Annotated in this window: 29 protein-coding genes; 5 read left to right on the forward strand and 24 right to left on the reverse strand. The window is 61.6% G+C overall.

Annotated features, from left to right (window positions below; translation table 11 throughout):
• Nucleotides 1-111: 111 nt before the first annotated feature.
• Nucleotides 112-2,166, forward strand: a complete 2,055-nt coding sequence (locus ASS64_RS11110) for a glycoside hydrolase family 97 protein (protein WP_083508321.1) — start codon at nt 112-114, stop codon at nt 2,164-2,166.
• 69 nt (nt 2,167-2,235) lie between these two features.
• Here the strand turns inward: ASS64_RS11110 and bglX are convergent, their stop codons facing one another.
• Nucleotides 2,236-4,503, reverse strand: coding sequence for a beta-glucosidase BglX (gene bglX / locus ASS64_RS11115; protein ID WP_157075170.1), 2,268 nt, complete (start codon nt 4,501-4,503; stop codon nt 2,236-2,238).
• Nucleotides 4,504-4,764: 261 nt separating this feature from the next.
• Between bglX and ASS64_RS11120 the strand changes: the two genes are divergently transcribed.
• Nucleotides 4,765-7,734 (forward strand): TonB-dependent receptor, encoded by a 2,970-nt coding sequence (locus tag ASS64_RS11120; RefSeq protein ID WP_067694218.1) that lies wholly within the window; start codon nt 4,765-4,767, stop codon nt 7,732-7,734.
• Nucleotides 7,735-7,830: 96 nt separating this feature from the next.
• A complete protein-coding gene (locus ASS64_RS11125; protein ID WP_067694221.1) occupies nt 7,831-9,324 on the forward strand; it encodes a glucoamylase family protein in 1,494 nt (497 codons plus the stop codon).
• A 4-nt stretch (nt 9,325-9,328) separates the two neighbouring features.
• On the opposite strand, the gene ASS64_RS11130 is transcribed toward ASS64_RS11125, so the two are convergent.
• From ASS64_RS11130 to leuC, 11 genes are all read right to left on the reverse strand, one after another.
• The gene (locus ASS64_RS11130) at nt 9,329-10,081 is read right to left on the reverse strand and encodes a prolyl oligopeptidase family serine peptidase (protein ID WP_083508322.1); all 753 of its coding nucleotides are present in this window, start codon (nt 10,079-10,081) and stop codon (nt 9,329-9,331) included.
• Between the two features lie 82 nt (nt 10,082-10,163).
• Nucleotides 10,164-11,159: a LacI family DNA-binding transcriptional regulator gene (locus ASS64_RS11135; RefSeq protein ID WP_083508323.1), complete on the reverse strand. Its 996-nt coding sequence runs from the start codon at nt 11,157-11,159 to the stop codon at nt 10,164-10,166.
• A gap of 319 nt (nt 11,160-11,478) precedes the next feature.
• Complete coding sequence (locus ASS64_RS11140) at nt 11,479-12,261, reverse strand: NUDIX domain-containing protein (RefSeq protein WP_067694229.1); 783 nt, start codon at nt 12,259-12,261, stop codon at nt 11,479-11,481.
• Between the two features lie 319 nt (nt 12,262-12,580).
• Nucleotides 12,581-12,913: a Grx4 family monothiol glutaredoxin gene (grxD, locus tag ASS64_RS11145; protein ID WP_067694232.1), complete on the reverse strand. Its 333-nt coding sequence runs from the start codon at nt 12,911-12,913 to the stop codon at nt 12,581-12,583.
• A gap of 38 nt (nt 12,914-12,951) precedes the next feature.
• Nucleotides 12,952-13,185 carry a BolA/IbaG family iron-sulfur metabolism protein gene (locus ASS64_RS11150; protein ID WP_067694235.1) on the reverse strand — a complete coding sequence of 78 codons (234 nt, stop codon included), beginning with the start codon at nt 13,183-13,185 and terminating at the stop codon, nt 12,952-12,954.
• 5 nt (nt 13,186-13,190) lie between these two features.
• Entirely contained in the window at nt 13,191-13,517 is a 327-nt protein-coding gene (locus ASS64_RS11155; protein ID WP_067694238.1) for a DUF1476 domain-containing protein, read from the reverse strand.
• A 145-nt stretch (nt 13,518-13,662) separates the two neighbouring features.
• Nucleotides 13,663-14,661, reverse strand: coding sequence for an NADPH:quinone oxidoreductase family protein (locus ASS64_RS11160; protein ID WP_067694241.1), 999 nt, complete (start codon nt 14,659-14,661; stop codon nt 13,663-13,665).
• Nucleotides 14,658-15,263, reverse strand: coding sequence for a 3-isopropylmalate dehydratase small subunit (leuD, locus tag ASS64_RS11165; protein WP_198147699.1), 606 nt, complete (start codon nt 15,261-15,263; stop codon nt 14,658-14,660). The genes ASS64_RS11160 and leuD overlap by 4 nt, the downstream gene beginning before the upstream one ends.
• Entirely contained in the window at nt 15,263-16,099 is an 837-nt protein-coding gene (locus tag ASS64_RS11170) for an N-acyl homoserine lactonase family protein (protein WP_067694247.1), read from the reverse strand. Before ASS64_RS11170 ends, leuD begins: the two co-directional genes overlap by 1 nt.
• A gap of 26 nt (nt 16,100-16,125) precedes the next feature.
• A complete protein-coding gene (locus ASS64_RS11175) occupies nt 16,126-16,272 on the reverse strand; it encodes an isopropylmalate isomerase (protein WP_067694250.1) in 147 nt (48 codons plus the stop codon).
• A gap of 13 nt (nt 16,273-16,285) precedes the next feature.
• Nucleotides 16,286-17,737 (reverse strand): 3-isopropylmalate dehydratase large subunit, encoded by a 1,452-nt coding sequence (leuC, locus tag ASS64_RS11180; RefSeq protein WP_067694253.1) that lies wholly within the window; start codon nt 17,735-17,737, stop codon nt 16,286-16,288.
• A gap of 91 nt (nt 17,738-17,828) precedes the next feature.
• On the opposite strand from leuC, the gene ASS64_RS11185 reads away from it, so the two are divergent.
• Together ASS64_RS11185 and ASS64_RS11190 are read left to right on the forward strand one after the other, a co-directional pair.
• Nucleotides 17,829-18,254 (forward strand): thioesterase family protein, encoded by a 426-nt coding sequence (locus ASS64_RS11185; RefSeq protein WP_067694256.1) that lies wholly within the window; start codon nt 17,829-17,831, stop codon nt 18,252-18,254.
• Nucleotides 18,255-18,305: 51 nt separating this feature from the next.
• Nucleotides 18,306-18,824: a sterol desaturase family protein gene (locus tag ASS64_RS11190; protein ID WP_067695208.1), complete on the forward strand. Its 519-nt coding sequence runs from the start codon at nt 18,306-18,308 to the stop codon at nt 18,822-18,824.
• Nucleotides 18,825-19,250: 426 nt separating this feature from the next.
• Here ASS64_RS11190 and ASS64_RS16425 read toward each other — a convergent pair whose 3' ends face one another.
• The 12 genes from ASS64_RS16425 to pspB form a co-directional block, all read right to left on the reverse strand.
• Nucleotides 19,251-19,409 (reverse strand): YqaE/Pmp3 family membrane protein, encoded by a 159-nt coding sequence (locus ASS64_RS16425; protein ID WP_083508324.1) that lies wholly within the window; start codon nt 19,407-19,409, stop codon nt 19,251-19,253.
• Between the two features lie 74 nt (nt 19,410-19,483).
• Nucleotides 19,484-19,834, reverse strand: a complete 351-nt coding sequence (locus ASS64_RS11195) for a YbaN family protein (RefSeq protein ID WP_067694260.1) — start codon at nt 19,832-19,834, stop codon at nt 19,484-19,486.
• 1 nt (nt 19,835) lies between these two features.
• The gene (locus ASS64_RS11200) at nt 19,836-20,243 is read right to left on the reverse strand and encodes a SufE family protein (protein ID WP_067694262.1); all 408 of its coding nucleotides are present in this window, start codon (nt 20,241-20,243) and stop codon (nt 19,836-19,838) included.
• A 41-nt stretch (nt 20,244-20,284) separates the two neighbouring features.
• On the reverse strand, nt 20,285-20,461 hold the full coding sequence (locus tag ASS64_RS16835; RefSeq protein WP_198147700.1) for a hypothetical protein: 177 nt from the start codon (nt 20,459-20,461) through the stop codon (nt 20,285-20,287).
• Nucleotides 20,458-20,697: a hypothetical protein gene (locus tag ASS64_RS11205; RefSeq protein WP_067694264.1), complete on the reverse strand. Its 240-nt coding sequence runs from the start codon at nt 20,695-20,697 to the stop codon at nt 20,458-20,460. The genes ASS64_RS16835 and ASS64_RS11205 overlap by 4 nt, the downstream gene beginning before the upstream one ends.
• Nucleotides 20,698-20,728: 31 nt before the next feature.
• Nucleotides 20,729-21,016 carry a hypothetical protein gene (locus ASS64_RS11210; RefSeq protein WP_067694267.1) on the reverse strand — a complete coding sequence of 96 codons (288 nt, stop codon included), beginning with the start codon at nt 21,014-21,016 and terminating at the stop codon, nt 20,729-20,731.
• A complete protein-coding gene (locus ASS64_RS11215; RefSeq protein ID WP_067694270.1) occupies nt 21,013-21,327 on the reverse strand; it encodes a hypothetical protein in 315 nt (104 codons plus the stop codon). The genes ASS64_RS11210 and ASS64_RS11215 overlap by 4 nt, the downstream gene beginning before the upstream one ends.
• The gene (locus tag ASS64_RS11220; RefSeq protein WP_067694273.1) at nt 21,327-21,635 is read right to left on the reverse strand and encodes a hypothetical protein; all 309 of its coding nucleotides are present in this window, start codon (nt 21,633-21,635) and stop codon (nt 21,327-21,329) included. Before ASS64_RS11220 ends, ASS64_RS11215 begins: the two co-directional genes overlap by 1 nt.
• Nucleotides 21,635-21,976 carry a hypothetical protein gene (locus ASS64_RS11225; RefSeq protein WP_067694276.1) on the reverse strand — a complete coding sequence of 114 codons (342 nt, stop codon included), beginning with the start codon at nt 21,974-21,976 and terminating at the stop codon, nt 21,635-21,637. Before ASS64_RS11225 ends, ASS64_RS11220 begins: the two co-directional genes overlap by 1 nt.
• Nucleotides 21,973-22,281 carry a hypothetical protein gene (locus ASS64_RS11230; protein WP_067694279.1) on the reverse strand — a complete coding sequence of 103 codons (309 nt, stop codon included), beginning with the start codon at nt 22,279-22,281 and terminating at the stop codon, nt 21,973-21,975. The genes ASS64_RS11225 and ASS64_RS11230 overlap by 4 nt, the downstream gene beginning before the upstream one ends.
• A gap of 26 nt (nt 22,282-22,307) precedes the next feature.
• Complete coding sequence (gene pspC, locus ASS64_RS11235; protein ID WP_067694281.1) at nt 22,308-22,685, reverse strand: envelope stress response membrane protein PspC; 378 nt, start codon at nt 22,683-22,685, stop codon at nt 22,308-22,310.
• Entirely contained in the window at nt 22,682-22,978 is a 297-nt protein-coding gene (gene pspB / locus ASS64_RS11240; protein WP_067694284.1) for an envelope stress response membrane protein PspB, read from the reverse strand. Before pspB ends, pspC begins: the two co-directional genes overlap by 4 nt.
• Nucleotides 22,979-22,981: the final 3 nt, after the last annotated feature.

Genomic DNA, 22,981 nt, shown 5'->3' on the forward strand with positions numbered 1-22,981 from the left:
CGCTCCAGACATGGCCCCTCTAGAGTCCCGGATAACCAAGAATGTAACCGGTTGCACGAATTTTCTGGCGCCCTTCCTGTCGAGGCCCTAGCCTCGCTGCCGGAGGTGAGAATGACTGAATTTTTGGTGGCCTGCAGATGCTGGACCGTGCTCCTCGCGGCGGGGCTCTTTCTGTGCTTCCCTTCTGCCGACGCGCTCGCCCGGGAAGACACGACGCTCCGGCAATGCTCTCCCGACGGCCGTCTCTGTTTTGCGCTGACCACCGTCGCTGGAGTACCGACCTATTCGGTCGATCGTGGCGGGGTCCCGGTGATCGATCCATCGACACTGGGGTTCATGCTGCGTGGCGCGGGGAAATGGGGCGGCGCTATCGAATTGGGCGACGCGGTTCGATCGAGCGTCGACGATAGCTGGGAGCAGCCCTGGGGCGAAAACCGGCTCGTCGTGAACCGCTACAGGGAAATGCGCGTCCCGATGGTCGAGCGACGCGCCACTCTGCGCGAAATCCGGTTGGTTGTGCGTGTGTTCGATCAGGGCCTCGGTTTTCGTTTCGAATTCCCTGCCCAAGACCAGCTAGTCGACGTCACGATCGATGAGGAATTGACCGAATTTGCAATCGCCGGCGAGGCCGAAGCGTGGTGGATCCCTGGCGGCGAGAGCAACCGTTACGAATATCTCTACAGCCGGACGGCTGCGAAGGAAGTCGGCACGGCGCACACGCCGATCACTTTCCGCCGGGCCGATGGGCTGCACCTTGCCATCCACGAGGCAGCGCTGGTCGACTATTCGGCATTCTGGCTGCAACGGATCGAGGGACAGCGCTTCCGCACGCGTCTCGCGCCGTCCTCGCAACCGTGGAAGGTGCGGCGAGAGGCGCCGTTCGCAACGCCGTGGCGAACGCTTCTTGTCGGGAAGGACGCACCGGCGCTCTATGCCGCTTCCGACATCATCCTCAACCTCAACGAGCCCAACAGGCTCGGCGATGTGAGTTGGGTCAAGCCACACAAATATGTAGGAATTTGGTGGGCGATGCACCTCGATGAATGGAGCTGGAATTCCGGTCCGAAGCATGGTGCGACGACTGCGAATGTACTCGAATACATCGACTTTGCTGCGGCACACGGCTTCGGTTCAGTCCTGATCGAAGGCTGGAACGAGGGCTGGTGGAGCGAGAGCGGTCGAAACTTCGAATTCGCGACCGCCTATCCCGATTTCGACATGGAGCGGGTGGCAGCCTATGCCGCGCAAAAAGACGTTGCCATCATGGGGCATCACGAAACTGCGGGCAATGCCGGACTTTACGAGCGCCAATTGGAACAGGCGCTCGACTATTACCAGCGACATGGAGTGCATGCGGTCAAGACCGGCTACGTCGCCGACGCGGGCGGGGTGCTACGTGAAGATCCGGACGGCACCGAGCAATGGGAATATCACGACGGACAGTTCATGGCGCGACACCATGTGCTTGTAGCTCAGCGCGCGGCCGAGCACCGGATCGCGATCAATGCGCACGAGCCGATCAAGGATACCGGCCTGCGGCGGACCTATCCCAATCTCGTTACGCGCGAAGGCGCGCGCGGTACCGAATACAATGCCTGGGGCGAACCGCCTAACCCGCCTGAACACGAACCGACCCTGCTCTTCACGCGCATGCTCTCCGGTCCATTCGACCTGACGCCCGGCATCGTCAGCCTGGCCGGGCGTGACGGCCGACCGATTCCGAACACGCTCGCGCGCCAGCTCGCCCACTATGTGGTGATCTACTCGCCGCTCCAGATGGCGGCAGACCTGCCGCAAAACTACCGGAAGCGACCAGATGCGCTCGCATTCATCGAACGGGTCCCGGTCGATTGGGAGCGATCGCGCGTGGTGGCTGGCGACATTGGGGAGTCTGCAGTCGTTGCGCGCCAGCGCCGCCATGGCTCGGACTGGTGGCTCGGCGGCGTGACCGATGACAGCCGCCGCGAGGTCGCGGTCGATCTGGCGTTCCTTGCGGACGGCAAGGACTATACTGCGGAAATCTGGCGCGACGGGCCGGGCGGGGGAATCGATGGTGATCGCTTCGCGATGCTCCGCGAAACTCGTACGGTTACCTCGCGCGACACCTTGTCGCTGACGATGGAGGCAGGCGGCGGGTTCGCGATGTCGCTGACGCCGATCGACTAGGGCCGGCAGACAGATACGGCCACTTAGTAGCCGCGCCCCGAAGTCTTGAGCTCGGGGCGCGGCGATCGTCTACTCGGTGATGGAAAAGGTTACCGGCGTGCTGGCTGCCGCACCGGAGGACGGGGCGATCCACAGCTGGAATTCGCCCGGCTCCCATCCATGCGTAATGTCGGCGCGGGTGAAGGCCAGGTCCTCGGGACGCAAAGTGAAGGAAACCGTGCGAGCTTCACCCGGCTGCAGCATGACCTTTTCGAAGCCCTTGAGCTCCTGGACGGGCCGGGTGACCGAGCCGACGAGGTCGCGCACATAGAGTTGGACGACTTCTTCGCCCGCGCGGTCGCCTGTGTTGGTCACGGTAGCGCGCGCGGTGATCGAGCCGCCGGGCCCCATCGATGCGGCGGAGAGGGTTGCTGGCGAGTAGCCGAAGCTCGTGTAGCTGAGCCCGTATCCGAAACGGTAGAGAGGGTCGTTTGGCGTGTTGAGGTAACGCGAGACGTATTTGGCACCCGGCGCTCCGAGTTCGATCGGGCGCCCCGTGTTCTTCATGTCGTAATGAATCGGGACCTGGCCGACGTTGCGCGGGAAAGTGACGGGCAGCTTGCCGGAAGGATTGTAGTCGCCGAACAGTACGTCGGCGACTGCGTGGCCGCCTTGCGTGCCCGGATACCAGGCATGGAGGATGGCATCGACATGCTCGTCTGCCCAGGTGATCGAATTGGGGCGCCCGCTCATCATCACCAGCACGACCGGCTTGCCGGTCGCGACCAGCTGCTCGAGCAGCGCCTGTTGGTTGCCGGGCAGATCGAGCGAAGTGCGGCTCGCCGCTTCGCCGGTCATGTCCCATTTCTCGCCCATTGCGGCGACGATCACATCGGATTCTTCCGCCAGGGCAAGCGCTTCGGCGAAGCCGTCGGTCTTGCCTTCGTCGGCAAACTCGTAGCTTGCACCCTTGGCATAATCGACGCGCACACCGTCGCCGGCGCGCGCCCGCAGACCTTCGAGCACGGTCACCGGTCGGGTTTGCCTGTCGCCGGCAGCGGCCCAGCTCCCGATCATATCGGGCTTGCTGTCGCCGAGCGGACCGATCACCGCGATCCGGTTGGCGTCGGCGGCGAGGGGTAGCGTGCCGCCTTCGTTCTTCAGGAGCACCATCGACTTGCGCGCAACGTCGCGCGCCGCATCGAGAAATTCGGGTTTGTAGAGCGTGGCTTGCTGGCGCTCTGCGTCGGCATAGCGATAGGGGTCTTCGAACAGGCCCAGGCGATACTTCATTTCGAGCACGCGGCGCACGGCGCGATCGATACCGGCCTGGCTGACGCGGCCTTGCTCGACAGAATTCACCATGTTTTCCATGAACACTGCGCCCTGCATGTCCATGTCGACGCCGGCATGAAGCGCCTGTTCGCCAGCCTGAGCGAGATTGCGCGCATAACCGTGGGGGACCATCTCGTTGATCGAGGTGTAATCCGTAACGACGAAACCGTCGAAACCCCATTCGTCGCGCAGCACGTCGGTCAGCAGGAACCTGCTGCCGCTGGCAGGTACGCCATCGTACTCGTTGAACGCGGTCATGAAGGTAGCGACTCCCTCGTCGACCGCCGCCTTGAATGGCGGCAGGTAGGTGTCGCGGAGGGTCCGTTCGGATATGTCGACGGTATGGTAGTCGCGCCCCGCCTGCGCGGCCCCATAGGCGGCGAAATGCTTGGCTGTGGCGAGCACGGTATCGATCGCACCGAGATCGTCCCCCTGATATCCGCGCACACGTGCCTTCGCGATAAGGCTGCCGAGGAATACGTCTTCGCCGGCGCCCTCCGATCCGCGGCCCCAGCGCGCGTCCCTGCTCACATCGACCATTGGGGAAAAGGTCCAGTGAATGCCTTCGGCGGAGGCCTCAACTGCGGAAATGCGCGCCGATTCCTCGATTGCATCCAAGTCCCAGCTGGCGGCTTCGCCGAGCGAGATCGGAAAGATCGTGCGGTGACCGTGAATGACGTCGTAACCGAACAGCAGCGGTATTCCCAACCGCGTCCCTTCGACCGCCATAGCCTGCAGGTCGCGCGTGTATTCGGCGGTATAGGCGTTGAAGATCGCGCCCACGCGACCTGCGGCGATGTCCTGCTTGTACCCTTCGCGCATAGTCGGACCGGTCGATTCCCAGTCGCTTGTCAGCAGCGTAAGCTGGCCGACCTTCTCCTGCAGCGTCATTTTGGCGATCAGTTCGTCGAGGAAGCGATCCATTTCGGCATCGCGCCTCGCCCAGGCTGGCTCGGCCGATTGGCTCGATGCAAGGGTAGGCGACGACCCCGCATTCGCTTCCCGTTCCGATGCCCCGCTCATAGTCGCGCAACCGGCTAGTGCCAGGGCGCTTGCGCAGGTCAGCGCGGCTCGGTGCAGTGATCGCATGAAATACCTCCCCAAGTGGATTTTCGTTCATAGACCGCGACGGATCGCGCAGAGGGAATCGCCTCCAAGCCCCATCTATACAGGCAGAATGAAACCGGTTACAAGCACACTCGTCAAATGTCGATTCGCTGGCGCTACAAACATGTGGCGTACCGACAGAGACCAAGAAACGGTCGTGTTTATGGGGAGGAAGTAATGAGTTCATACCGTCGCACCACTGCTAATCGTGTGGCACGCAAGCTTGCCGTCGCGCTGGCTACGAGCACCTGCGCATTGTCGCTTACGGTGCCTTTTGCGTCGGCGCTGATGGCGCAGGACACGGCCGGTTCGCTTCGTGGCACGATTGCCGGGGCCGACGCATCCAGCACCGTTACCGCAATCGAAGTCGGCACCGGCGCCAGCCGCACGGTTCCGGTCGAGGCAGACGGCAGCTATCTTTTCGCCTCGCTGCGCCCCGGCACCTATCGGCTCGAGGTCACCACTCCCGACGGCATGCGCCAGACCGATGAGTTCGAAGTACGCGTCGCGCAGGATGCGGTTTTCGATTTCGATCTCGCAGAAGGCCGCCCCGCCGATCCGGGCGTCGCCGCGGCAGACGGCAATGTCATCATCGTAACCGGCGGGCGCGTTCGCGCGGCCCCGGGTGGGGCGGTCGGCGCCAGCGTCTCGCAGGAACAGATCAAATCGCTTCCACAGACGGACCGCAACTTCCTGTCCTTCGCGGCGCTTTCTCCCGGTGTCGTCTATCTCGACAGCGAGACCGACAAGGGCATCCAGTCGGGCGCCTCGACCCGCAGCCAGGTCAATGTGTTCATCGATGGGGTGAGCCTCAAGAACAAGCTGCGCGAAGGCGGCATTGCCGGGCAGCAGAACAGCCGCGGCAATCCCTTCGGGCAGCTGGCGGTTCAGGAATTCCGCGTCCTCACGCAGAATTACAAAGCCGAGTATGAAGAGGCTGGTTCCGCAATCGTCACTGCGGTGACGAAGTCGGGTACCAATGAATTCCACGGCGAGGCCTTCGCCCAATACACCGACCGCAGCCTGACCGAGATCGATGTCATCAATGCGCGGCAGGATCTCCCCGAACCGCCGTTCGAGCGCAAGCAATACGGCATTTCGCTGGGCGGTCCGATCATCAAAGACAAGCTGTTCTTCTTCGCTGCCTACGAGGGCAACGATCAGGATCGCGCGTTCAACGTCATTGCCGGCGGCACGCCTGCCTTGCGCAACCAGTTCGAGGCCAGCTCCGGTCGTTCGATCGACGAATTCGAAGGGGCCTTCGTCAGCCCGTTCCGCGGCGATTTCTATTTCGGCAAGCTGACGCTGACGCCCGACGATCGCCAGATCTTCGACCTGTCTTTCAGCCGCCGCGAAGAAACCGACATCCAGAACTTCGGCGGACAGACCTCGTTCGAGGCAGCCGAGAACAAGAAGAACCGCGTCGACTCGGGCCTGTTCAAATGGACCTATCAGGGCGACGATTTCACCAACGAATTCAGCGCCAGCATGATCGACTACGTGTTCAATCCCACTTCGATCAATCCAGGCCTGCCCCAATTCCAGTACATCGGTGTGCTGACGTTCGGCGGCAAGGATTCGACCCGGCGCGAACAGCAGCAAAGCTACACGATCCGCGACGATTTCACCTATTCGGGCCTCGCCGATCATACCATCAAGTTCGGCGCGCGTGTCGAAGTGCTGGATATCGAATTCGATAACCGGGCCTTCGTACAACCGCGCTATACGTTCTTCGTCGACGATGCGAACAATCTCGATTTCCGCTTCCCGGCGGAAGCGCGGCTGGGCCTTGGCAATTCGCTGATTACCGCGTCGAATACCTCCTTGGGCCTCTACATCCAGGACGACTGGCAGGTAACCGACAGGCTCGAGCTCAATCTCGGCGTGCGCTGGGATTACGAGACCAACGGATTCAACAATGACTACGTCACGCCGGCAGCCGCCGCCGCCGCATTGCGGGCCCTTCCCTCGACCTTTTATTTCGATCCCGAGGACTACATTACCGACGGGACCGAGCGCGACCCATTCATGGGCGCCATTGCGCCGCGTTTCGGGTTTTCCTACGATCTGAGCGGAGATGGCACGACGATCCTGTTTGGCGGGGCGGGGCGCTATTACGACCGTAACACCTTCAGCAATACGGTCGACGAGATTGCCCGGCTGCGCAATCCGGTCGGCGTGTTTCGATTCTCGGAAGATGGCTCGCCTCGCAATGGCCTGCCCACTGTCGCATGGGATCCGAGCTACCTCACCCGCGACGGCCTGATCGCATTGCGCGAAACCTCGACCTCGGGCCTTCCCGAACTGTTTGCAGTGCCGGAGAATGCCAAGCCGCCCGTGAATGACCAGTTCAGCCTGGGTATTCGCCACCGGTTCGGCGATTGGGAAGCTGCTCTTACCGGCTCCTACCAGCGCGGTCGCAACGGCTACACGCATCTCTTCGCCACGCGCCGCGACGGCGGACTCGGGAATTGCTGCGATACGTCTCCCGTCGTTCCATTCGGCTTCGCCAATGTCCTGATCGGATTCGATGGTCTGGATACGCGGTACAAGGCGCTCTTCGCCACGCTCGACAAGAACTACACCGAAGAGTCGGGCTGGGGTCTGAACATTGCCTACACGCTCTCCAAGGGGGAACAGAACGGCAATGACCTGTTCAGTCTCGACGGCACGGTTCCCGATTCCTACGGCTGGCGTGCGCGACCGGGCGACGAACGCCATCGCGTGGTCATTTCCGGCCTGGTCGATTTGCCGTGGGGTTTCCGCTTCTCCACTCTCAGCACGTTTGGAAGCGGGCGAGCCTACCAGGTTGTCGATGCGACCGACGGCTTCGACAACGGACAGCTACGGATCACATCCGCCTATCCCGAAAAGACCTGTGTCGATGGTGTATTCCAGTTCTGCGAGGTCAATCTGACCCTGGCCAAATTCATCGAGTTCGGCGACGATCGGGAAATCGAGCTTGCGGTCGACTTGCTCAACGCTTTCGATAACCCGAACTATTCTGGATTCGACGGCTTCTTCAACAGCGTCGACCCGCTCGATCCGGCAAACGGGGAATTCAATCCGCAAACCAACAGGTACAACGCCAGCTCCATTCTGACCCTACCCCGCAGGATCCAGTTCCGCGCCGCGGTGCGGTTCTAGGGCTAAGCCGCCCGAGGGAGATACCGCCCTCGGGTCGCGCGTGGCAGGGGAAACCCTGCCACGCCTCGCGTTCACTACAAATAGGGCAAGCATCTGATGAAAACGCTGCGTCTTCTGGCTCCACTGGCAATCGCGCTCGCAACTTCCGCCTGTCTGCAGCCGGCAGTAGAGAGGGTTGCCGCCAAGCCTGCGGACGTCGCCGATGCCTCGGAGGTTGAAGCGTTTTCCGAAGATCTCACCCTTCGCACATTCACTTACTTCTGGGAAACGACCGACACGGAACGGTGCCTTGCACCCGATCGCTGGCCCACGCGCACGTTTTCTTCGATCGCGGCAACGGGATTTGCCCTGACCGCGTATGGGATAGGGGCCGAACGGGGTTACGTATCCCGTGAAGCCGCAGCACTGCGCACACGCGATTGCCTCGCCGTCTACTGGAACGCGCCGCAAGGACCGGAAGCTTCGGACACTACCGGATACAAGGGCTTCTTCTATCACTTCCTCAAATATGAGGACGGGACGCGCTACAAGACCGTTGAATTGTCGACCGTCGATACGACGCTCTTCCTTGGCGGCGCGCTGTTTGCGCAAAGCTATTTCGATCGTGACAATGCCGTCGAAGCGGAAATTCGCGATCTCGCCGAGAAGATCTATCGCCGGGTCGAATGGGATTGGGCGCAGCGCAACACCACCGGAACCGAGGCAATCAACCTTGCCAATTCGCATGCGATCACCATGGGTTGGTATCCCGAGAAGGGTTGGGAAAAGGCCGATTGGGTCGGCTACAACGAAGGCATGCTGGTATATGTGCTGGCGCTGGCTTCGCCGACCCACCCGGTGGGGAAGGATGCCTGGGACAAAGGCTGGGCACGAAAGCTCGAAGAGGATTGGGGCACCTATTACGGCTACGAGCATCTGCAGTTCGAGCCGATGTTCGGCCATCAATATAGCCATGTCTGGATCGATTTTCGCGGAATCCAGGACGATTTCATGCGCGAAAAGGGCATCGACTATTTCGAGAACAGCCGCCGCGCCACGCTAAGCCAGCGCGCGTATGGTGCGGACAATCCCAATAACTGGAAGGATTACAGCGCCGATATCTGGGGATGGACCGCTTCCGACGGACCGGCCGGATCGTCTGGCGAATATGCGGTCAATGGCAAGCCGCGCGATTTCATGACCTATTCCGCACGGGGCGTCAGCAGTTTGCGAGTTGTCGACGATGGCACCATCGTCCCGACGGCGGCCGGTGGTTCGATCCCGTTTGCGCCCGAGGTCACCATACCCGCCTTGATGAAGATGAAAGTGAAATACGGGGATCGCTTCTATACCGACTACGGTTTCAAAGACGCGATCAATCCCAGCTTCACCTTCGTCGAGGAAGGATCGACCACCGGCGAGACGGATCCGGTCAGAGGCTGGGTGGCGAATGACCATCTCGGAATAGACCAGGGGCCGATTCTCGCGATGATGGAAAACCACCGCAGTGAACTGGTGTGGGACACGATGCGCAAGAATCCGCACATTCGGCGAGGCCTTGAAAGGATAGGCTTTACGGGCGGTTGGCTTGAGACCGAACAGGTCGAATAGCGGGTCATTCCTTCTTTCGGGCGCGCCGCTGCGACAGAAGCCACAGATAGAGAGCCGGATCCTCATAGGCAGGATCCCACGCGTTGTGACCCAGATCGGGATAGATCGTCAGTCGACTGATCCGCCCCCCGCAATTCCTGATTGCCCGCGCCATGGCAAAGCTGCCTTCGGGCGGGACGACGTCATCGCGGTCGCCATGAAGCGCCCAGACAGGCGTATCTACGAGCTGGCATGCGGTCTGCGGATCGCCTGTGCCGGCAACTGGTGCAAGCGCGGCAAAACGCTCAGGGCTGTGCGCGCCCCAGCGCCAAGTGGCATGGGCTCCGCGACTGAGCCCGGTAAGGTACACACGGTCGGAATCGATCGGCAATGTAGCGAGCGCATGATCGAGGATGGCCTCGAGCTTGCCGATCTCCCAGTCCTGATCGGCGGGGAGCAAGGGAGAGATCAGGATGAAGGGAAAGCCCGGCTCCAGCTCGGCATGTTTTGGAGGTCCATGGACCTTCACCTTGTCGATGTCGTCGCCGCGTTCGCCCGAACCGTGCAAGAAAATCATCAGCGGCCAGGTTTCTGTGCCGTCCGCAGCTTCGGGAACGAACAATTGGTAGCGATAGCCGCCCGTTTCGACACTCTGCTGAGGGTATTGCCCCGAAATCAGGGGCGCCCGCTCCGCGGCGGCCGTAGGTACGCCGATGCATGCCGCGAGAAGCAATAGCGCGCTCGTTGGTGGCGTGATCTTCCCGTCCAATCTCGGCATAGACTCCGCCCTCCAAAAAGAAATCGGTTACATTTGCTAGGCGGCTTGAGACAGGGTCGTCAAACGTTCTGTCGGTCCACCGCTATTCGCCCGCCGCGGTCGAACCTCGGACGGCGAGGGTAGGGGCGATGATCAGGCTGTCGTCCTGATCCAGCTCTTCACCCTTCATCATACGCAACATCATGAGGGCAGCTGTCGAGCCCAGTCGCGTGATATCCGAATGCACGGTCGTGAGCCCCGGAGAAACGTAGCGCGCCAGCGGGATGTCGTCGAAACCGGCGACGAGCAGATCTTCCCCGATCTTGCGGCCCGACGTGCGCATTTCGGTCATGAAATCGACCGCCATGATATCGTTGCCGGCAAAGACAGCGTCGAATGGTATATCGCCATTCAGCAGCAGTCGTGCAGCTTTTCTGCCGGCATCCTCGCGGAAATCGCCCGGAAGGATTAGCGGGCTGCTCTCTCCCAGCCGCTCGAGCAGTACGTCGCAATAGCCACGCTGGCGTTCGCGCGCATCCCTATTGCTGGCCGGGCCGGCTATATGAACGATCTTGGTCGCCCCGCGTTCGATCAAATGCTCGGTAACGAGGCGCGCTCCCGCATAATTATCTACTGCAACGAACGGGGTTCTGCCGTCATTTGCGTGGGCATTCATCAGCACGGTGGGAATATCGCGCGTTACCGCCTCGATGTCATCGGCCTGCGAATTGGGTGGCATCACCAGCAAGCCGTCCACCCTGCCGCGCATCGCGCGTATCGCAAGCACCGTTTCATCAGCACTGCCATGCATGTTACCCAGCAAGAGGTTCTTGCCGGCACCATGCGTGACCATGTCGATGCCGCGAACTATTTCCGAGAAAAACTCACCGAACAAGTCGGGCAGGATAACTCCGATTGTATCGGTCTTGCGGCGGGTCAGGCTCCGGGCCCCGCTGTGGGGGACGTAATTCAGCTCTTCTGCGGCGGCTTCGATTTTCTTGCGCGTCTTTGCAGTCACGACCGACAGACCATTGAGGGCGCGGGACGCCGTTGCGACCGACACTCCTGCAGCCTTAGCAACGTCCCTAATGGTTACCATTTGCCCACCACCTACTTGAGATCCTCGGGTTAATTGAATTGCGAAGGACAGCCCACGGGATCTGGTATGTAGAACGCCGATCTAGCATGCGAGGATAAATTCCGGAAACACCGACTCGAGTTCGAAATTCACAGTCGCAGATAATGTATTTTCGGGAGTGAGGTGATCGAATTCATTGCCGGATCGAATGATACCGCAGTGTCGACAGTGGACGGGATCGGAGCGCCGCAGCCTCGCATGCTGATGCCGCCCGGACGGTTCTTCCGATCCAGGTGGGTGTCCGTCGCCATTTTCTGCCGGGCCAGGAAGGGTACCGCTCTCACCCTCTTGCAACGCTCTCCAAGGGCTCGCCTGTAACCGGATAGCCGAGGTCCTCACCGATTTCGAGCCATCTCGCGCCGCCGCGCTCGCCCATATAGGGCGTGATGGTGCGAACCGGAATGGCCTCGGCCTGCGCTTTCGCCTCGGCGAAGCTGTCGAACAGCGCAAGCCGCTCGAGATTGCGGCGCGTGGGGAAGATGACCTTGATGTCGCCTCTCTCCGCCGCGTCGAGCGCGCCTTGGGCGGTGGTCCAGAAAAGATGCGTGTTTTCAGACAGATCGGCTTCGATCTCGACCGCGCCGGTGCCGAGATCGGCGAGATAGAAGCGGGTATCGTAGACGCGCGGAATGCGCTCGTTCTTGGGATACCAGCGAGCGAAGGGGACCAGCTGGTCGAGGTCGAGCTGCCAGCCGAAATGATCGAGCACCGGAGCGAGTTCGCCGGTTTCCTGCAAGAAGTTGCGGGCTGCGCGCGCCTTTCGCGCATCGATGGCGCCGGACAAGCCGATCGCCAGCCCGGTTTCCTCCAGCGTTTCGCGCACCACCGCGACTTGGTGCGCCGCCTCTTCCGGATCGAGCGGGCCACCCATGCCGGCACCGAGCTCGAAATCCGCGGGGTCTACACGGCCGCCGGGGAACACAGCCATGCCGCCCGCGAAAACCATCTCGCGCGAGCGGATCGTCATCAGGATTTGAGGGGGGCCGCCCTGGGGTGCGTTCCGGAAGATGACTACGGTTGCTGCGGGTATGCCCTCGGGCCCCACGTCGGATTGTTCAGTCATTGGGATGTTGTGGCGAGCGGCGGGCGGCTTGCCAAGGAGAAACCGGAACCACGGTGTCGGCGGATTTTACACTAAGCACTGCGGTGAAAATCGCTTTAACCATAGAAACCCGCGAATTCGGACATTTGGGAAGGTTTGGCACGCGGCATGCAGGTACCTCCGTGTCCCGTTCAAGTCTTCGACGGGGGCGCGTCGCAAAGGTCTCCGAACACCGCGCCCGCAGACATATAAAGGCCCGCCCGGCTGTCTCTCCGGGCGGGCCTTTCCCGTTCTGGTTGTGATCTGTATCGAGGCAGGCGGAAGGCGCGTGCGCGAACGTTCAGCCTTCGGCCTTGGCGACCTGCTTTTCATCCATCATCTGCTGGAGCTCGCCGGCTTCGAACATTTCCATCATGATGTCGCTGCCGCCGACGAATTCGCCCTTTACATAGAGCTGGGGGATGGTCGGCCAGTCCGAATAGGCCTTGATGCCCTGGCGGATTTCCATGTCCTGCAAGACGTCGACGCTGTCGTAGGCGACGCCGCAATGGTCGAGAATGGCTACCGCGCGGCTCGAGAAACCGCATTGCGGGAACAGCGGGGTGCCCTTCATGAAGAGGACGACGTCGTTTCCGCCGACGATATCGGCAATGCGCTGGTTGGTGTCGGACATTGGGTCCGTCCTTTATGCTGAATTCGGTGTGTGGAGAATCAGGTGGGGGCTTGCGTGGTCAGTTGCAAGGCGTGAAGTTCGCCGCCCATGCGTCCGCCCAATGCGTCGTAGACCAGCTTATGCTGCTTGACGCGCGTCAGCCCTGCAAATTGCGGGGCGGTGACCTTGGCCGCCCAGTGATCGTTGTCGCCCGCGAGGTCGCGCATCTCGACCGTTGCGCCCGGAAGCGCCTCCTCGATCAGCGCGACGATGTCTTCGGCGGCCATCGGCATGTCGGTCAGTCCCGATCGGTCATGAACTGGCGGCGCGCTTCGATTGCGCATTGCTCCAGCTTGGCGCGAATGTCGGCCTCGCTGACATCGCATTCGGCAGCTGTCAGGTCGCCAAGCAGCTTGCGGATCACGTCTTCATCGCCCGCTTCTTCGAAATCGGCCTGGACGACCGCCTTCTTGTAGGCGTCGGTTTCCTCTTCGGTCAGGCCCATCAGGCTGGCGGCCCATTCGCCGACCAGCCGGTTGCGGCGCGCGGCGATCTTGAAGGCGTTTTCCTCGTCGAAGGCGAACTTGGCTTCCTCGCCGCGTTCGCGATCCTTGAAATCGGTCATGGTGGTCCTCTCGGGATCGAATCTCGGGGGCCGGAATAGGCGTGCGCCGCGCACGAAACAAGGGATGAGTCCCCACCAAGGCAGGGACCTCGATCGGATTGGCGCCAAATAGCCCGAGGTTCCCGCCTTCGCGGGAACTCACCGACTATTCCATTACGACGACGAGCTTGCCGATCGCGCCGCGGTTTTCCAGCTTCGCAATGGCTTCGTGCGCGCGCTCGATCGGATAGGTCTCGCTGACCAACGGGTCGATCTTGCCCGCCTTCCACAGGTCGAACAGTTCTGCGATGTTCTTCTGGTTGCGTTCCGGCTCGCGCGCGGTGAACGCGCCCCAGAAGACACCGCGAATGTCGCAGCTCTTCAGCAGGGTGAGATTGAGTGGCATCTTGGCAATCCCTGCGGGGAAGCCGATCACCAGGAAACGGCCTTCCCAGGCGATCGCGCGCAGTGCGGGTTCGGAATAGTCGCCGCCGACGATATCGTAGACGATATCCGCGCCATTCGGGCCGACGGCAGCCTTGAACTCGTTGGCAAGCTGCTTGGAGTTGTCCTTGTCGAACGGAGCGCGCGGATAGATCACGACTTCATCCGCACCGTGCTTCTTTGCGACGTCGCCCTTCTCCTCGGTCGAGACGGCAGCGACGACCTTGCAGCCATAGGCCTTGGCCAATTCGACTGCAGAGAGGCCGACTCCGCCCGCCGCGCCGAGGACGAGGACGGTTTCGCCTTCCTCGATGTCGCCGCGATCCTTGAGGCCGTGGATGGTGGTGCCGTAGGTCATCAGCAGCGCGCTGGCTTTCACCAGGTCGATCCCCTCGGGCACCTTGAACAGGCGCGCGGCGGCAACCGCGACCTTTTCCTGCAACCCGCCATTGCCGATACCGCACATGACCTTGTCGCCCACGGCGAAGCCTTCGACACCATCGCCCAGTGCCTCGATCGTACCGGAAACTTCACCGCCCGGCGCGAAGGGGCGGGGCGGTTTGAACTGGTACTTATCGCGGATGATCAGCGTATCGGGAAAGTTGATTGCGCAGGCCGCGACCTTGACCAAGACCTCGCCCTTGCCGGGGGTGGGTTCGTCGATTTCCTCTACAACGAGGGTTTCGGGACCACCGACTTCCTTAGAAAGGACTGCCTTCACGCTGCATCTCTCCTGCTTGGTTTATCGAGCCAGGGCAAGGTGCCCTCGCGCATCTGTTCGTGCTTTGTAACTGCGCTTTCGCTGCCGAGCGTGAGGCCGATCTCGTCGAGCCCTTCGAGCAGGCAGCGCTTGCGGAACGGGTCGACTTGGAATTCGAACCGGTCCTGAAACGGCGTTGTGACGACCTGGTTTTCCAGATCGATGGCGATCGGATGATCCTTCGCGACCTCGAGCAGACGGTCGACCTGTTCCTGCGGCAGTTCGACCGCGAGGATGCCGTTCTTGAAGGCATTGCCCGCGAAAATGTCCGAAAAGCTCGGAGCGATGACTGCGGTCAGACCCATGTCGAGCATGGCCCAGGCGGCATGTTCGCGGCTCGACCCGCAACCGAAATTGTCGCCCGCGATCAGGATCGGAGCATTTGCGAAATCTTCCAAGTCGAAGGGATTGCCGGGGGTCGCGCGGATGGTTTCGAACGCGCCCTTGCCGAGCCCTTCGCGGCTCACGGTCTTCAGCCAGTGGGCGGGAATGATGACATCGGTGTCGATGTTCTTGAGGCCCAGCGGGATCGCGCGGCCCTCGATCGTGGAAACGGCCTGCATTATCGCGCGCTTTCCGGGAAGGTGGGGAGGCGGACGAGATGACGCGGGTCGTGCTGGATCACGATCGTTGCGTCGAGATTGTCGGCCATCTGGTTGAAGCGGTGGAACGAAGCGAGCGTGTCGGCGCGGTCGGTGTTGAACACGGGAACCCCCTTGTTCTCGATCTGCTCTTCGAAGTGGTAGAGGTCGCCGGTGAGCATGTAGGTCCCCGATTGCGGTAGCTCGACCACCAGCGCCTTATGGCCCGGCGTGTGCCCATGCATCGCGACCATGCGCACCGAACCATCGCCGAAAACATCGTGATCGCCAGCAATGCGGGTAACTTTACCCTCGGCACCCTCCGCCAACCAAGGCGCGAGCTGGGCGCGGGTCGCTTCCATCCGGCCAGAGGTAACTGCTTCGGCATCGCCGCGCCCGATCAGCAGTTCGGCATCGGGAAACTCGGCGGCCTGGCCTATATGGTCGTCATGATAGTGGCTGACACCGATATAGGTGATATCGGAAGCGGCCACTTCGATTTCGGCGAGCTGTTCGGCAATGGTCTTTTCGACGCTGAGCGTGAAGACCCATTGGGTCGCGCTGGTACCCCTGAGCGCAGCGGGCAAGCCCGCGTCCCACAGCAGATACCTGTCGCCATTGCGGATGAGATAGCAACTGTCGGTCAGCGTGCGCGGCTCGCCATCGTAGAGATGCGTGTCTGAAAACGGCGCGGTATCGCTGAGTTCGATCGTGCCGCAATCGAGCCGCCACATTTCGATATTGGGTGTCTCCTGCGCGGCGGCAGGTGTAGCAGAACCTGCCAGCAACGCGGCTAGCAGGATGGTTCTCGGCGCCATGTCTCTCTCCCCCGTAATGCGCGACCTCAATCGGTTTCGGGATTTTCCCCCGAGGGAATCGGACCCGGTTGCTTCGGGGCCTTCTTCCTCTCTTTGCGCTTGTTCGCGTAGAGCAGCGCGGCGGCAACGGCGGCGGAGCCGATGGCTCCGGCAATCTTGAGCTTGTTCGTCATGCCGCTTCAATGGTCAGCCGCCGTCGGCTTGGCAAGGGGCGAGCTTGCGTACATCGGCCAAGCGCCCGGTGACTGCGGCGGCAGCGGCCATGGCGGGGCTGACCAGGTGGGTGCGCGACCCGGGTCCCTGCCGGCCGACGAAATTGCGGTTGCTGGTCGAGGCGCAGCGCTCGCCTGGCGGTACCTTGTCTGGGTTCATCGCTAGGCAGGCCGAACAGCCCGGCTCGCGCCATTCGAAACCGGCCTCGGTGAAGATTCGGTCTATGCCTTCCTCTTCCGCCTGCTTCTTGACCAGGCCCGATCCCGGCACGACGATCGCCCAGCGCACGCCCGGCGCTATCGTGCGGCCTGCAAGCACTTCGGCGGCAGAGCGCAGGTCCTCGATCCGGCTGTTGGTGCAGCTACCGATGAAAATGTTCTCGACCGGGATGTCCTCGATCAGGGTGCCGGGAACGAGGCCCATGTAATCGAGGCTTTTTCGCGCGGCTTCCCGCTTGGAAGTATCGGCGAAGCTTTCGGGGTCCGGCACGCGCCCGCCCACGGGGACGACGTCCTCGGGGCTCGTGCCCCAGCTCACGGTCGGCTCGACATTGGCGGCGTCGATCACGACGCTCTTGTCGAACACCGCGCCTTCGTCGGTTGCGAGCGAGCGCCACCATGCGACGGCGCGGTCCCAGTCCTCGCCCTTGGGGGCGTAGGGACGGCCCTTTAGATAGGCGAAGACCTTGTCGTCCGGCGCGATCAGCCCGGCCCGTGCCCCGCCTTCGATGCTCATGTTGCAGACCGTCAGGCGCCCCTCGACGCTCATCTCCTCGAACACGCGGCCGCGGTACTCGATGACGTGGCCGGTACCGCCGGCAGTGCCGATTTCGCCGATGATGTGGAGTATCAGGTCCTTCGGCGTGACGCCCGGACCGAGCGAGCCTTCGACCCGCACTTCCATCGATTTCGACTGACGCAGCTGCAGGGTCTGGGTGGCCAGTACGTGCTCGACCTCGCTGGTGCCGATTCCGAAAGCGAGCGCGCCGACGCCGCCATGCGCGGCGGTGTGGCTGTCGCCACAGACGATCGTCGCACCGGGAAGCGAGAAGCCCTGCTCGGGCCCCACCACGTGAACAATTCCCTGCGCGAGGGCGATGGCGTCGATGTAATCAATGCCGAATTCGGGCGCATTGCGTTCGAGGGCGGCAAGCTGCGCGGCGCTCTGCTCGTCCTCGATCGGCAGGCGCGAACCATCGGCGGCCACGCGCGGCGTGGTCGGCAGATTGTGGTCGGGAACGGCCAACGTCAGATCGGGGCGCCGCACCTTGCGTCCTGCAAGACGCAGAGCCTCGAAAGCCTGCGGGCTGGTGACTTCGTGAACGAGGTGGCGGTCGATATAGATCAGGCAGGTGCCGTCATCGAGCCGTTCGACGACGTGGCTGTCCCAGATCTTCTCGTACAATGTGCGCGGTTTGCTGGCCATCGCGGTGAAGTGTGCGGCAGCTTTGCCACGCCTGCAAAAAGGCAAATCCAGAGTCTTCCAAACTTAACCTTTCTCTGCTTTATTGACACTTATGTCAGCAAAGCCGTTTTCCTTTCCGATCAAGGTCCTGCCGGACGATATCGATTTCATGGGGCACGTGAACAATGCGCGCTACCTGAACTGGGTGCAGGACACGGTCCTGGCGCACTGGCAGAAACTGGCCCCTGCGGACGAGGTGGCGAGCAAGGCCTGGGTCGCGCTCAAGCACGAGATCACGTATCGCAAGCCTGCTTTTCTCGACGACGAGGTGATTGCCGAAACGGTGCTCGAAAAGATCGCCGGGGCGCGCAGCTTCTACAATACGGTGATCCGCCGCGGCGAAGACGTGCTCGCCGAGGTCAAGAGCATGTGGTGCTGCATCGATGCGGAAAGCCTGCGTCCGGCGCGGATCAGCCGCGACGTTGCAGAGACTTTCTTCGGCCTCCCTCGCAAGCAGAAGCCCTACGCAGGCGAATAAGACGCTGCGGGCAGGCTTTGCCTGCGAAGCGACAGCCACTATATGGGCAGCATGGATTTCCTCGTTCCCGCCCTGATTGTCCTTGCCACCGTCATCGCAATGGAATGGGTCGCCTGGGCGAGCCACAAATACATCATGCACGGCTTCGGCTGGAGCTGGCACCGCGACCATCATGAGCCGCATGAAAAATTGCTCGAGAAGAACGACCTCTATGCGATTGTCGGAGCGGTTATGAGCATTTCGATGTTCGCCCTGGGCAGCCCTTTGGTCGCTGGCGAGCTGGCATGGTGGCCCGCCACATGGATCGGTCTCGGCATTCTGTTCTACGGGATCATCTATACGCTGGTCCATGACGGCCTCGTCCACCAACGCTATTTCCGCTGGGTGCCGAAGAGAGGTTATGCCAAGCGGTTGGTGCAGGCGCACAAGCTGCATCATGCGACTATCGGCAAGGAAGGCGGGGTAAGCTTCGGTTTTCTGCTAGCCCGCGATCCGGCGAAACTGAAGGCGGACCTGCGGCGCCAACGCGATGCAGGCATTGCCATCGTACGCGAAAGCGCAGGAGCCTGAGCCATTACGGGCCGGCTCGACCTGACCGGCGAGTGGGGCGGATCTTTCAGCTATCCCTGTGGCGAGGCCACCACGCCATTTCGTGCGCGGATCGTAGAGACCGCCGGCCGCTTTGTCGGCTCGCTTATCGAGCCCGACCTCTATCGCGCAGGGGAGACTGTTGGCGCCGAGTTCATCGGGCATCGGTCGGACCGCGCAGTCGATTTTACCAAATCCTATGTCGACCCGCCGCAGGGCTACAAGAACCCTGTCGATTACGTCGGGCAGCTTTCGCCGGACGGTTCGAGCATTAGCGGCATATGGAGCCTGCTGAAAATGAACGGCACGTTCGAAATGCAGCGCGAGCAGGGGCGCGGCGAAACGGAAGAGGCCGAAACCGCTGCGACGGTTCCGGCCTCCGGCATGTTGTTCTGAGATCGATCCGCCTTAGCGGGCGTAGTTGACGTAAAGCCCGTGGATCAGGCCGGGAATGAACCCGAGCAGCGTGAGCACAAGGTTCAGAAGCGTCGTCCCGCCTAGTCCGTGCTTCATCGCTACGCCCAGCGGCGGCAGAAGGATCGTGGCGATAAGAATGAGGATTGCCATTCGGAATGTCCTTTCGTCAGCCCTCCCGTCGTTCGAACAACCAACGGCTTGAATACCAACGGGTTCCGAAGGCGTTATTCGTTGCGCGTGGCGATCCAGGTGCCGCAGATCACGAGGATCGCGATCGAAATCCAGTACCAGGGGTGGCCGAGCGTGTACCAGGTGAATGCCGCTCCGACGGACATCGCTCCGATCGCCATGATCTTGGCGCGTCGGTTGATCGCCCGCCGCTCGCGCCAGTCGAGAACCTGCGGACCCCAATGCGGATGGTCGAGGATCTTCCGTTCGAGCTCCGGGCTCGAGCGAGCGAAAAAAAAGACGGCAAGCAACAGGAACGGTACGGTCGGCATGATCGGCAGCGCTGCCCCGATGGCGCCGAGGCCGACGGCGAGGAAGCCGAGACCCTTGTAGACGGGCCGCTTCATTCTATCCCGCCGCGATCCGCGCGGCATGCTCCTTCACCAGCGCGATCATGTTCGGCACGCCCTGCGTGCGATTGCTAGAAAGCTGGTTTCTGAGATCGAACGGTTCGAGTTCGGCGGCAATGTCCATCTTCGCAACGTCGCGTGCGGGACGGTCCTGCACTGCGGAAATTATCAGCGCGACGATACCCTTGGTGATTGCCGCATTGCTGTCGGCGAGGAAATGCAGCCTGTCATTGTCGCTGGTAGGATAGACCCAGACCTGGGCACTGCAGCCGCGCACCAGCGTGGCATCGGTCTTGAGGGCATCGGGCATAGGCTCGAGATCGCGGCCCAATTCGATTAGCAGGCGATAGCGTTCATCGCCCTCGAGAAACTCGTATTCTTCGGCAATATCGGAAAGTGTGCGCATGGCGCGCCCTTAGCGGGCAGGTCGGCAGGCGTCCATCGGCCTCAGCCGGACAGACCGCCGGGGCGGGTGAAAGCGTAATAGACCACGTAGAACCATCCGAAGAAACCGTGGATCGCGGCCCAGATGATCGACTGGTGCAAGCTCCAGCTGATCGCCACCGCAATGGCGCTGCCCAGACCAATCCCTGCGCGCGCGGCATCGGTACGCACGACGGTCAAAGATCGACTCCGCTCGCGATGGCTTCGAGCTTCTTGATCCGCTCCTTCAGGTCGGCCAATTCGATACGGGCTGCGCCGATCGAAGAACCGCTGTCTTGGTCCGTGCCGGTGCGATCCTGTTCTAGCTGCTGACGCTTGAGCGCCAGCCAGCCATGCCAGGCCCGCAGCAGGGCCGCAGCGACAATGGTCAGTCCGACCAGCGAAGCGCCTGCGATTATCATAGTCGGTTCGAACATCACCTCATGTCCTCCTTGAACCTTGCCGTCCTCAATCCGCCTGCTTGTCGCGCAGGGCCTCGATCTCGGAGGCGATTCGTTTCGTTTCGCGCGCGTCGACCGAATTGCGTTCGGTTGCGATACGCTCGAGTACCTTTATCCTCTCGCGCAGCTCCTCGATCTCGCGCTGCGCTTCCGTATCCGTCGCCTGACCGGCGTAGCTCTCGTTGCCTTCCTTGTCGGTCAGGATGCCGCGTTCGTTGCGATGCCTCACCCTGGATATCTGGACGATGCCCCAGACCACGATCGCGATGATGGCTACGATCACCCAACCGCTCATCGTGCGCGCTCCCGCTGGCTTGTCAGATCCTCGATCTCCTGCAGGTCGCGTAGCTGCTCGATCTGAGCGGTGAGATTGTGATTGCCGTCGGTGGCGATCCGCTCCAGCACGCGAACCCGCTCTTCAAGCTTGGCGTAGTCGGCGCTGCCCTTGCCGATCTGATCGGCCTTGGCCTGCTCGATCTGCGCCTTAAGCTCCAGCTTGCGCTCGTCATGACGGACCACGCGGCGATGGATGACGTGGGCGGTCAGTAGCGCCATCGTCACGATCGTGATGATGAAGCCGAAAATAAGGATCAGGTCGCCATCCATCAGTTGGTTTCCTTGCCATCGCGCAGGCGGTCGATCTCATGCGTCAGATGGTAACCGCTATCGGTCACGATCCGTTCGACATTGCCGAGCCGATCCTTGAGCGAGCCGAGTTCGGCACGCAATTCGGCATTTTCCTGAGTGAGCAGCTTGACCCGCTCGACCGCTTGGTCGGTCTTGGGGTAGACCGCCTTGCCCCAGCTGTTCTCCAGCGGATAGCCGTTCTTGACGCGGATCCAGGTGTTGGCGATCCAGGCGAGCGATATGGCAATCACTCCGCCGATAACGGTCGTTTCGGTGATGAATTCCATCACGCTTTCTCCCCTGTCTTGATGTCCAACGGCATACCGGTACCGTCTGCAGCCGGCCTGTCGCGCAGCGCCTCGATCTCGTCGTGCAGCGAATAACCTCGGTCGGTGACGATCTTCTCCAGCACGACCATGCGATCCTGCATGGTATCGAGCTTCTCGTGCAGCGCGCGGTTTTCCTCACGCAGACGTTTGGTCTCGCTAGTGTCGGCGCGTTCGGTCTTGCCGCCCCACTCGTCTTCGAGCGAGTAGCCGTGCTTGGCGCGGATCCAGTTGTTGATCAGCCAACCACCGGTGCTCAGCGCGATTATCGCGATCACGAATTCGGGGCCACCCCAGTTCATTGCGCTTTCTCTCCCTGTTTTATTTCGAGCGGAGTGCCGGTTCCTTGGTCGTCGACCTTGCGTTGATCGCGAAGGGCCTCGATCTGGGTTGCAATGTCATAGCCGCGGTCGGTTACGATGCGTTCGAGTACCTGAACCCTCTGTTCCAGTTCGGTGACGCGACTGGCGTATTGCGCGGCCTTTTCGGAACTGGCTTCGGCGGTGGCAGCGATGCGCTTTTCTTCCAGCTTGCGGTTGTTCACCAGCCAGATGATGCCAAGCACCATGATGAAGGGCGCCAACGGTATGAGTATTTCCAGTCCCATGCGCGTATATCCCGTCCGTTCGTGTCTTAGCGAAGCCGTTCGATCTCGGCGGTCAGGCGCGGATTGCTGCTGACGTAGAAGGTTTCCACTTCAGCCAGGCGACGGTCGACATCCTTCATGCGGGCACGGATTTCGCGTGCCGTGCGCTTCGGATTCTGCCGCACGCGCTGCCAATAGTTCTGCTCTTCACGATCGACATAGAGATGCGCAGGCTTCTTGTTCAGCAGCAGGCCGGCGATGAAATAGAACGGGATAGTCGAACCGCCGCTCATGAAGGTCAGGCCGAGAAAGCCGAGGCGCACCCAGAAAGCGTTGACACCGGTGTAGTCCGCGATGCCCGAGCAGACGCCCATCAACTTTGCATTCTGCTTGTCGCGGTAAAGCGTTGTGCGGGGACTGTTCACTGGCTGGCTCCTTTTTTCTCGGCCATCAGCTGCTCGAGTTCGCGCAGCTGCTGATTGTCCTGCTCGCTGTCGTGGACGAGGCGCGCGGGCTTGAATTCGGGATTGTCGCTGGCGACCAGGCGCTCGACCGTGTCCATCCGGTCGTCGAGGCGTTTGGCGAGGCTGTAGAGCTCCTCCAGCAGAGCCTCGTCATCGGTGGTGATGGTTGCCGAGGTCTTCCATTTGGTGATGTAGTGGAGGATGATCCACGGTAAGCCGATGAATATGGCTACGATTGCAAAAATCTCTTCCACGGA

The organism is Erythrobacter sp. AP23 (assembly GCF_001542855.1).
In the GTDB taxonomy this organism is placed as follows: domain Bacteria; phylum Pseudomonadota; class Alphaproteobacteria; order Sphingomonadales; family Sphingomonadaceae; genus Qipengyuania.

Bases quoted from the DNA above. Each gene is read 5' to 3' on its own strand.
- ASS64_RS11170 (WP_067694247.1), bottom strand. From the start codon at position 16,099: ATGGCGCCGAGAACCATCCTGCTAGCCGCGTTGCTGGCAGGTTCTGCT.
- ASS64_RS11175 (WP_067694250.1), bottom strand. From the start codon at position 16,272: ATGACGAACAAGCTCAAGATTGCCGGAGCCATCGGCTCCGCCGCCGTT.
- ASS64_RS11200 (WP_067694262.1), bottom strand. From the start codon at position 20,243: ATGCGCACACTTTCCGATATTGCCGAAGAATACGAGTTTCTCGAGGGC.
- ASS64_RS11155 (WP_067694238.1), bottom strand. From the start codon at position 13,517: ATGACCGATTTCAAGGATCGCGAACGCGGCGAGGAAGCCAAGTTCGCC.
- bglX (WP_157075170.1), bottom strand. From the start codon at position 4,503: ATGAGCGGGGCATCGGAACGGGAAGCGAATGCGGGGTCGTCGCCTACC.
- ASS64_RS11195 (WP_067694260.1), bottom strand. From the start codon at position 19,834: ATGAAGCGGCCCGTCTACAAGGGTCTCGGCTTCCTCGCCGTCGGCCTC.
- ASS64_RS16425 (WP_083508324.1), bottom strand. From the start codon at position 19,409: ATGGCAATCCTCATTCTTATCGCCACGATCCTTCTGCCGCCGCTGGGC.
- ASS64_RS11120 (WP_067694218.1), top strand. From the start codon at position 4,765: ATGAGTTCATACCGTCGCACCACTGCTAATCGTGTGGCACGCAAGCTT.
- leuC (WP_067694253.1), bottom strand. From the start codon at position 17,737: ATGGCCAGCAAACCGCGCACATTGTACGAGAAGATCTGGGACAGCCAC.
- ASS64_RS11130 (WP_083508322.1), bottom strand. From the start codon at position 10,081: ATGCCGAGATTGGACGGGAAGATCACGCCACCAACGAGCGCGCTATTG.
- ASS64_RS11190 (WP_067695208.1), top strand. From the start codon at position 18,306: ATGGATTTCCTCGTTCCCGCCCTGATTGTCCTTGCCACCGTCATCGCA.
- ASS64_RS11185 (WP_067694256.1), top strand. From the start codon at position 17,829: ATGTCAGCAAAGCCGTTTTCCTTTCCGATCAAGGTCCTGCCGGACGAT.
- ASS64_RS11150 (WP_067694235.1), bottom strand. From the start codon at position 13,185: ATGCCGATGGCCGCCGAAGACATCGTCGCGCTGATCGAGGAGGCGCTT.
- leuD (WP_198147699.1), bottom strand. From the start codon at position 15,263: ATGCAGGCCGTTTCCACGATCGAGGGCCGCGCGATCCCGCTGGGCCTC.
- ASS64_RS11210 (WP_067694267.1), bottom strand. From the start codon at position 21,016: ATGAGCGGTTGGGTGATCGTAGCCATCATCGCGATCGTGGTCTGGGGC.
- grxD (WP_067694232.1), bottom strand. From the start codon at position 12,913: ATGTCCGACACCAACCAGCGCATTGCCGATATCGTCGGCGGAAACGAC.
- ASS64_RS11125 (WP_067694221.1), top strand. From the start codon at position 7,831: ATGAAAACGCTGCGTCTTCTGGCTCCACTGGCAATCGCGCTCGCAACT.
- ASS64_RS11140 (WP_067694229.1), bottom strand. From the start codon at position 12,261: ATGACTGAACAATCCGACGTGGGGCCCGAGGGCATACCCGCAGCAACC.
- ASS64_RS11110 (WP_083508321.1), top strand. From the start codon at position 112: ATGACTGAATTTTTGGTGGCCTGCAGATGCTGGACCGTGCTCCTCGCG.
- ASS64_RS11225 (WP_067694276.1), bottom strand. From the start codon at position 21,976: ATGAACTGGGGTGGCCCCGAATTCGTGATCGCGATAATCGCGCTGAGC.
- ASS64_RS11215 (WP_067694270.1), bottom strand. From the start codon at position 21,327: ATGGATGGCGACCTGATCCTTATTTTCGGCTTCATCATCACGATCGTG.
- ASS64_RS11220 (WP_067694273.1), bottom strand. From the start codon at position 21,635: ATGGAATTCATCACCGAAACGACCGTTATCGGCGGAGTGATTGCCATA.
- ASS64_RS11230 (WP_067694279.1), bottom strand. From the start codon at position 22,281: ATGGGACTGGAAATACTCATACCGTTGGCGCCCTTCATCATGGTGCTT.
- ASS64_RS11205 (WP_067694264.1), bottom strand. From the start codon at position 20,697: ATGTTCGAACCGACTATGATAATCGCAGGCGCTTCGCTGGTCGGACTG.
- ASS64_RS11135 (WP_083508323.1), bottom strand. From the start codon at position 11,159: ATGGTAACCATTAGGGACGTTGCTAAGGCTGCAGGAGTGTCGGTCGCA.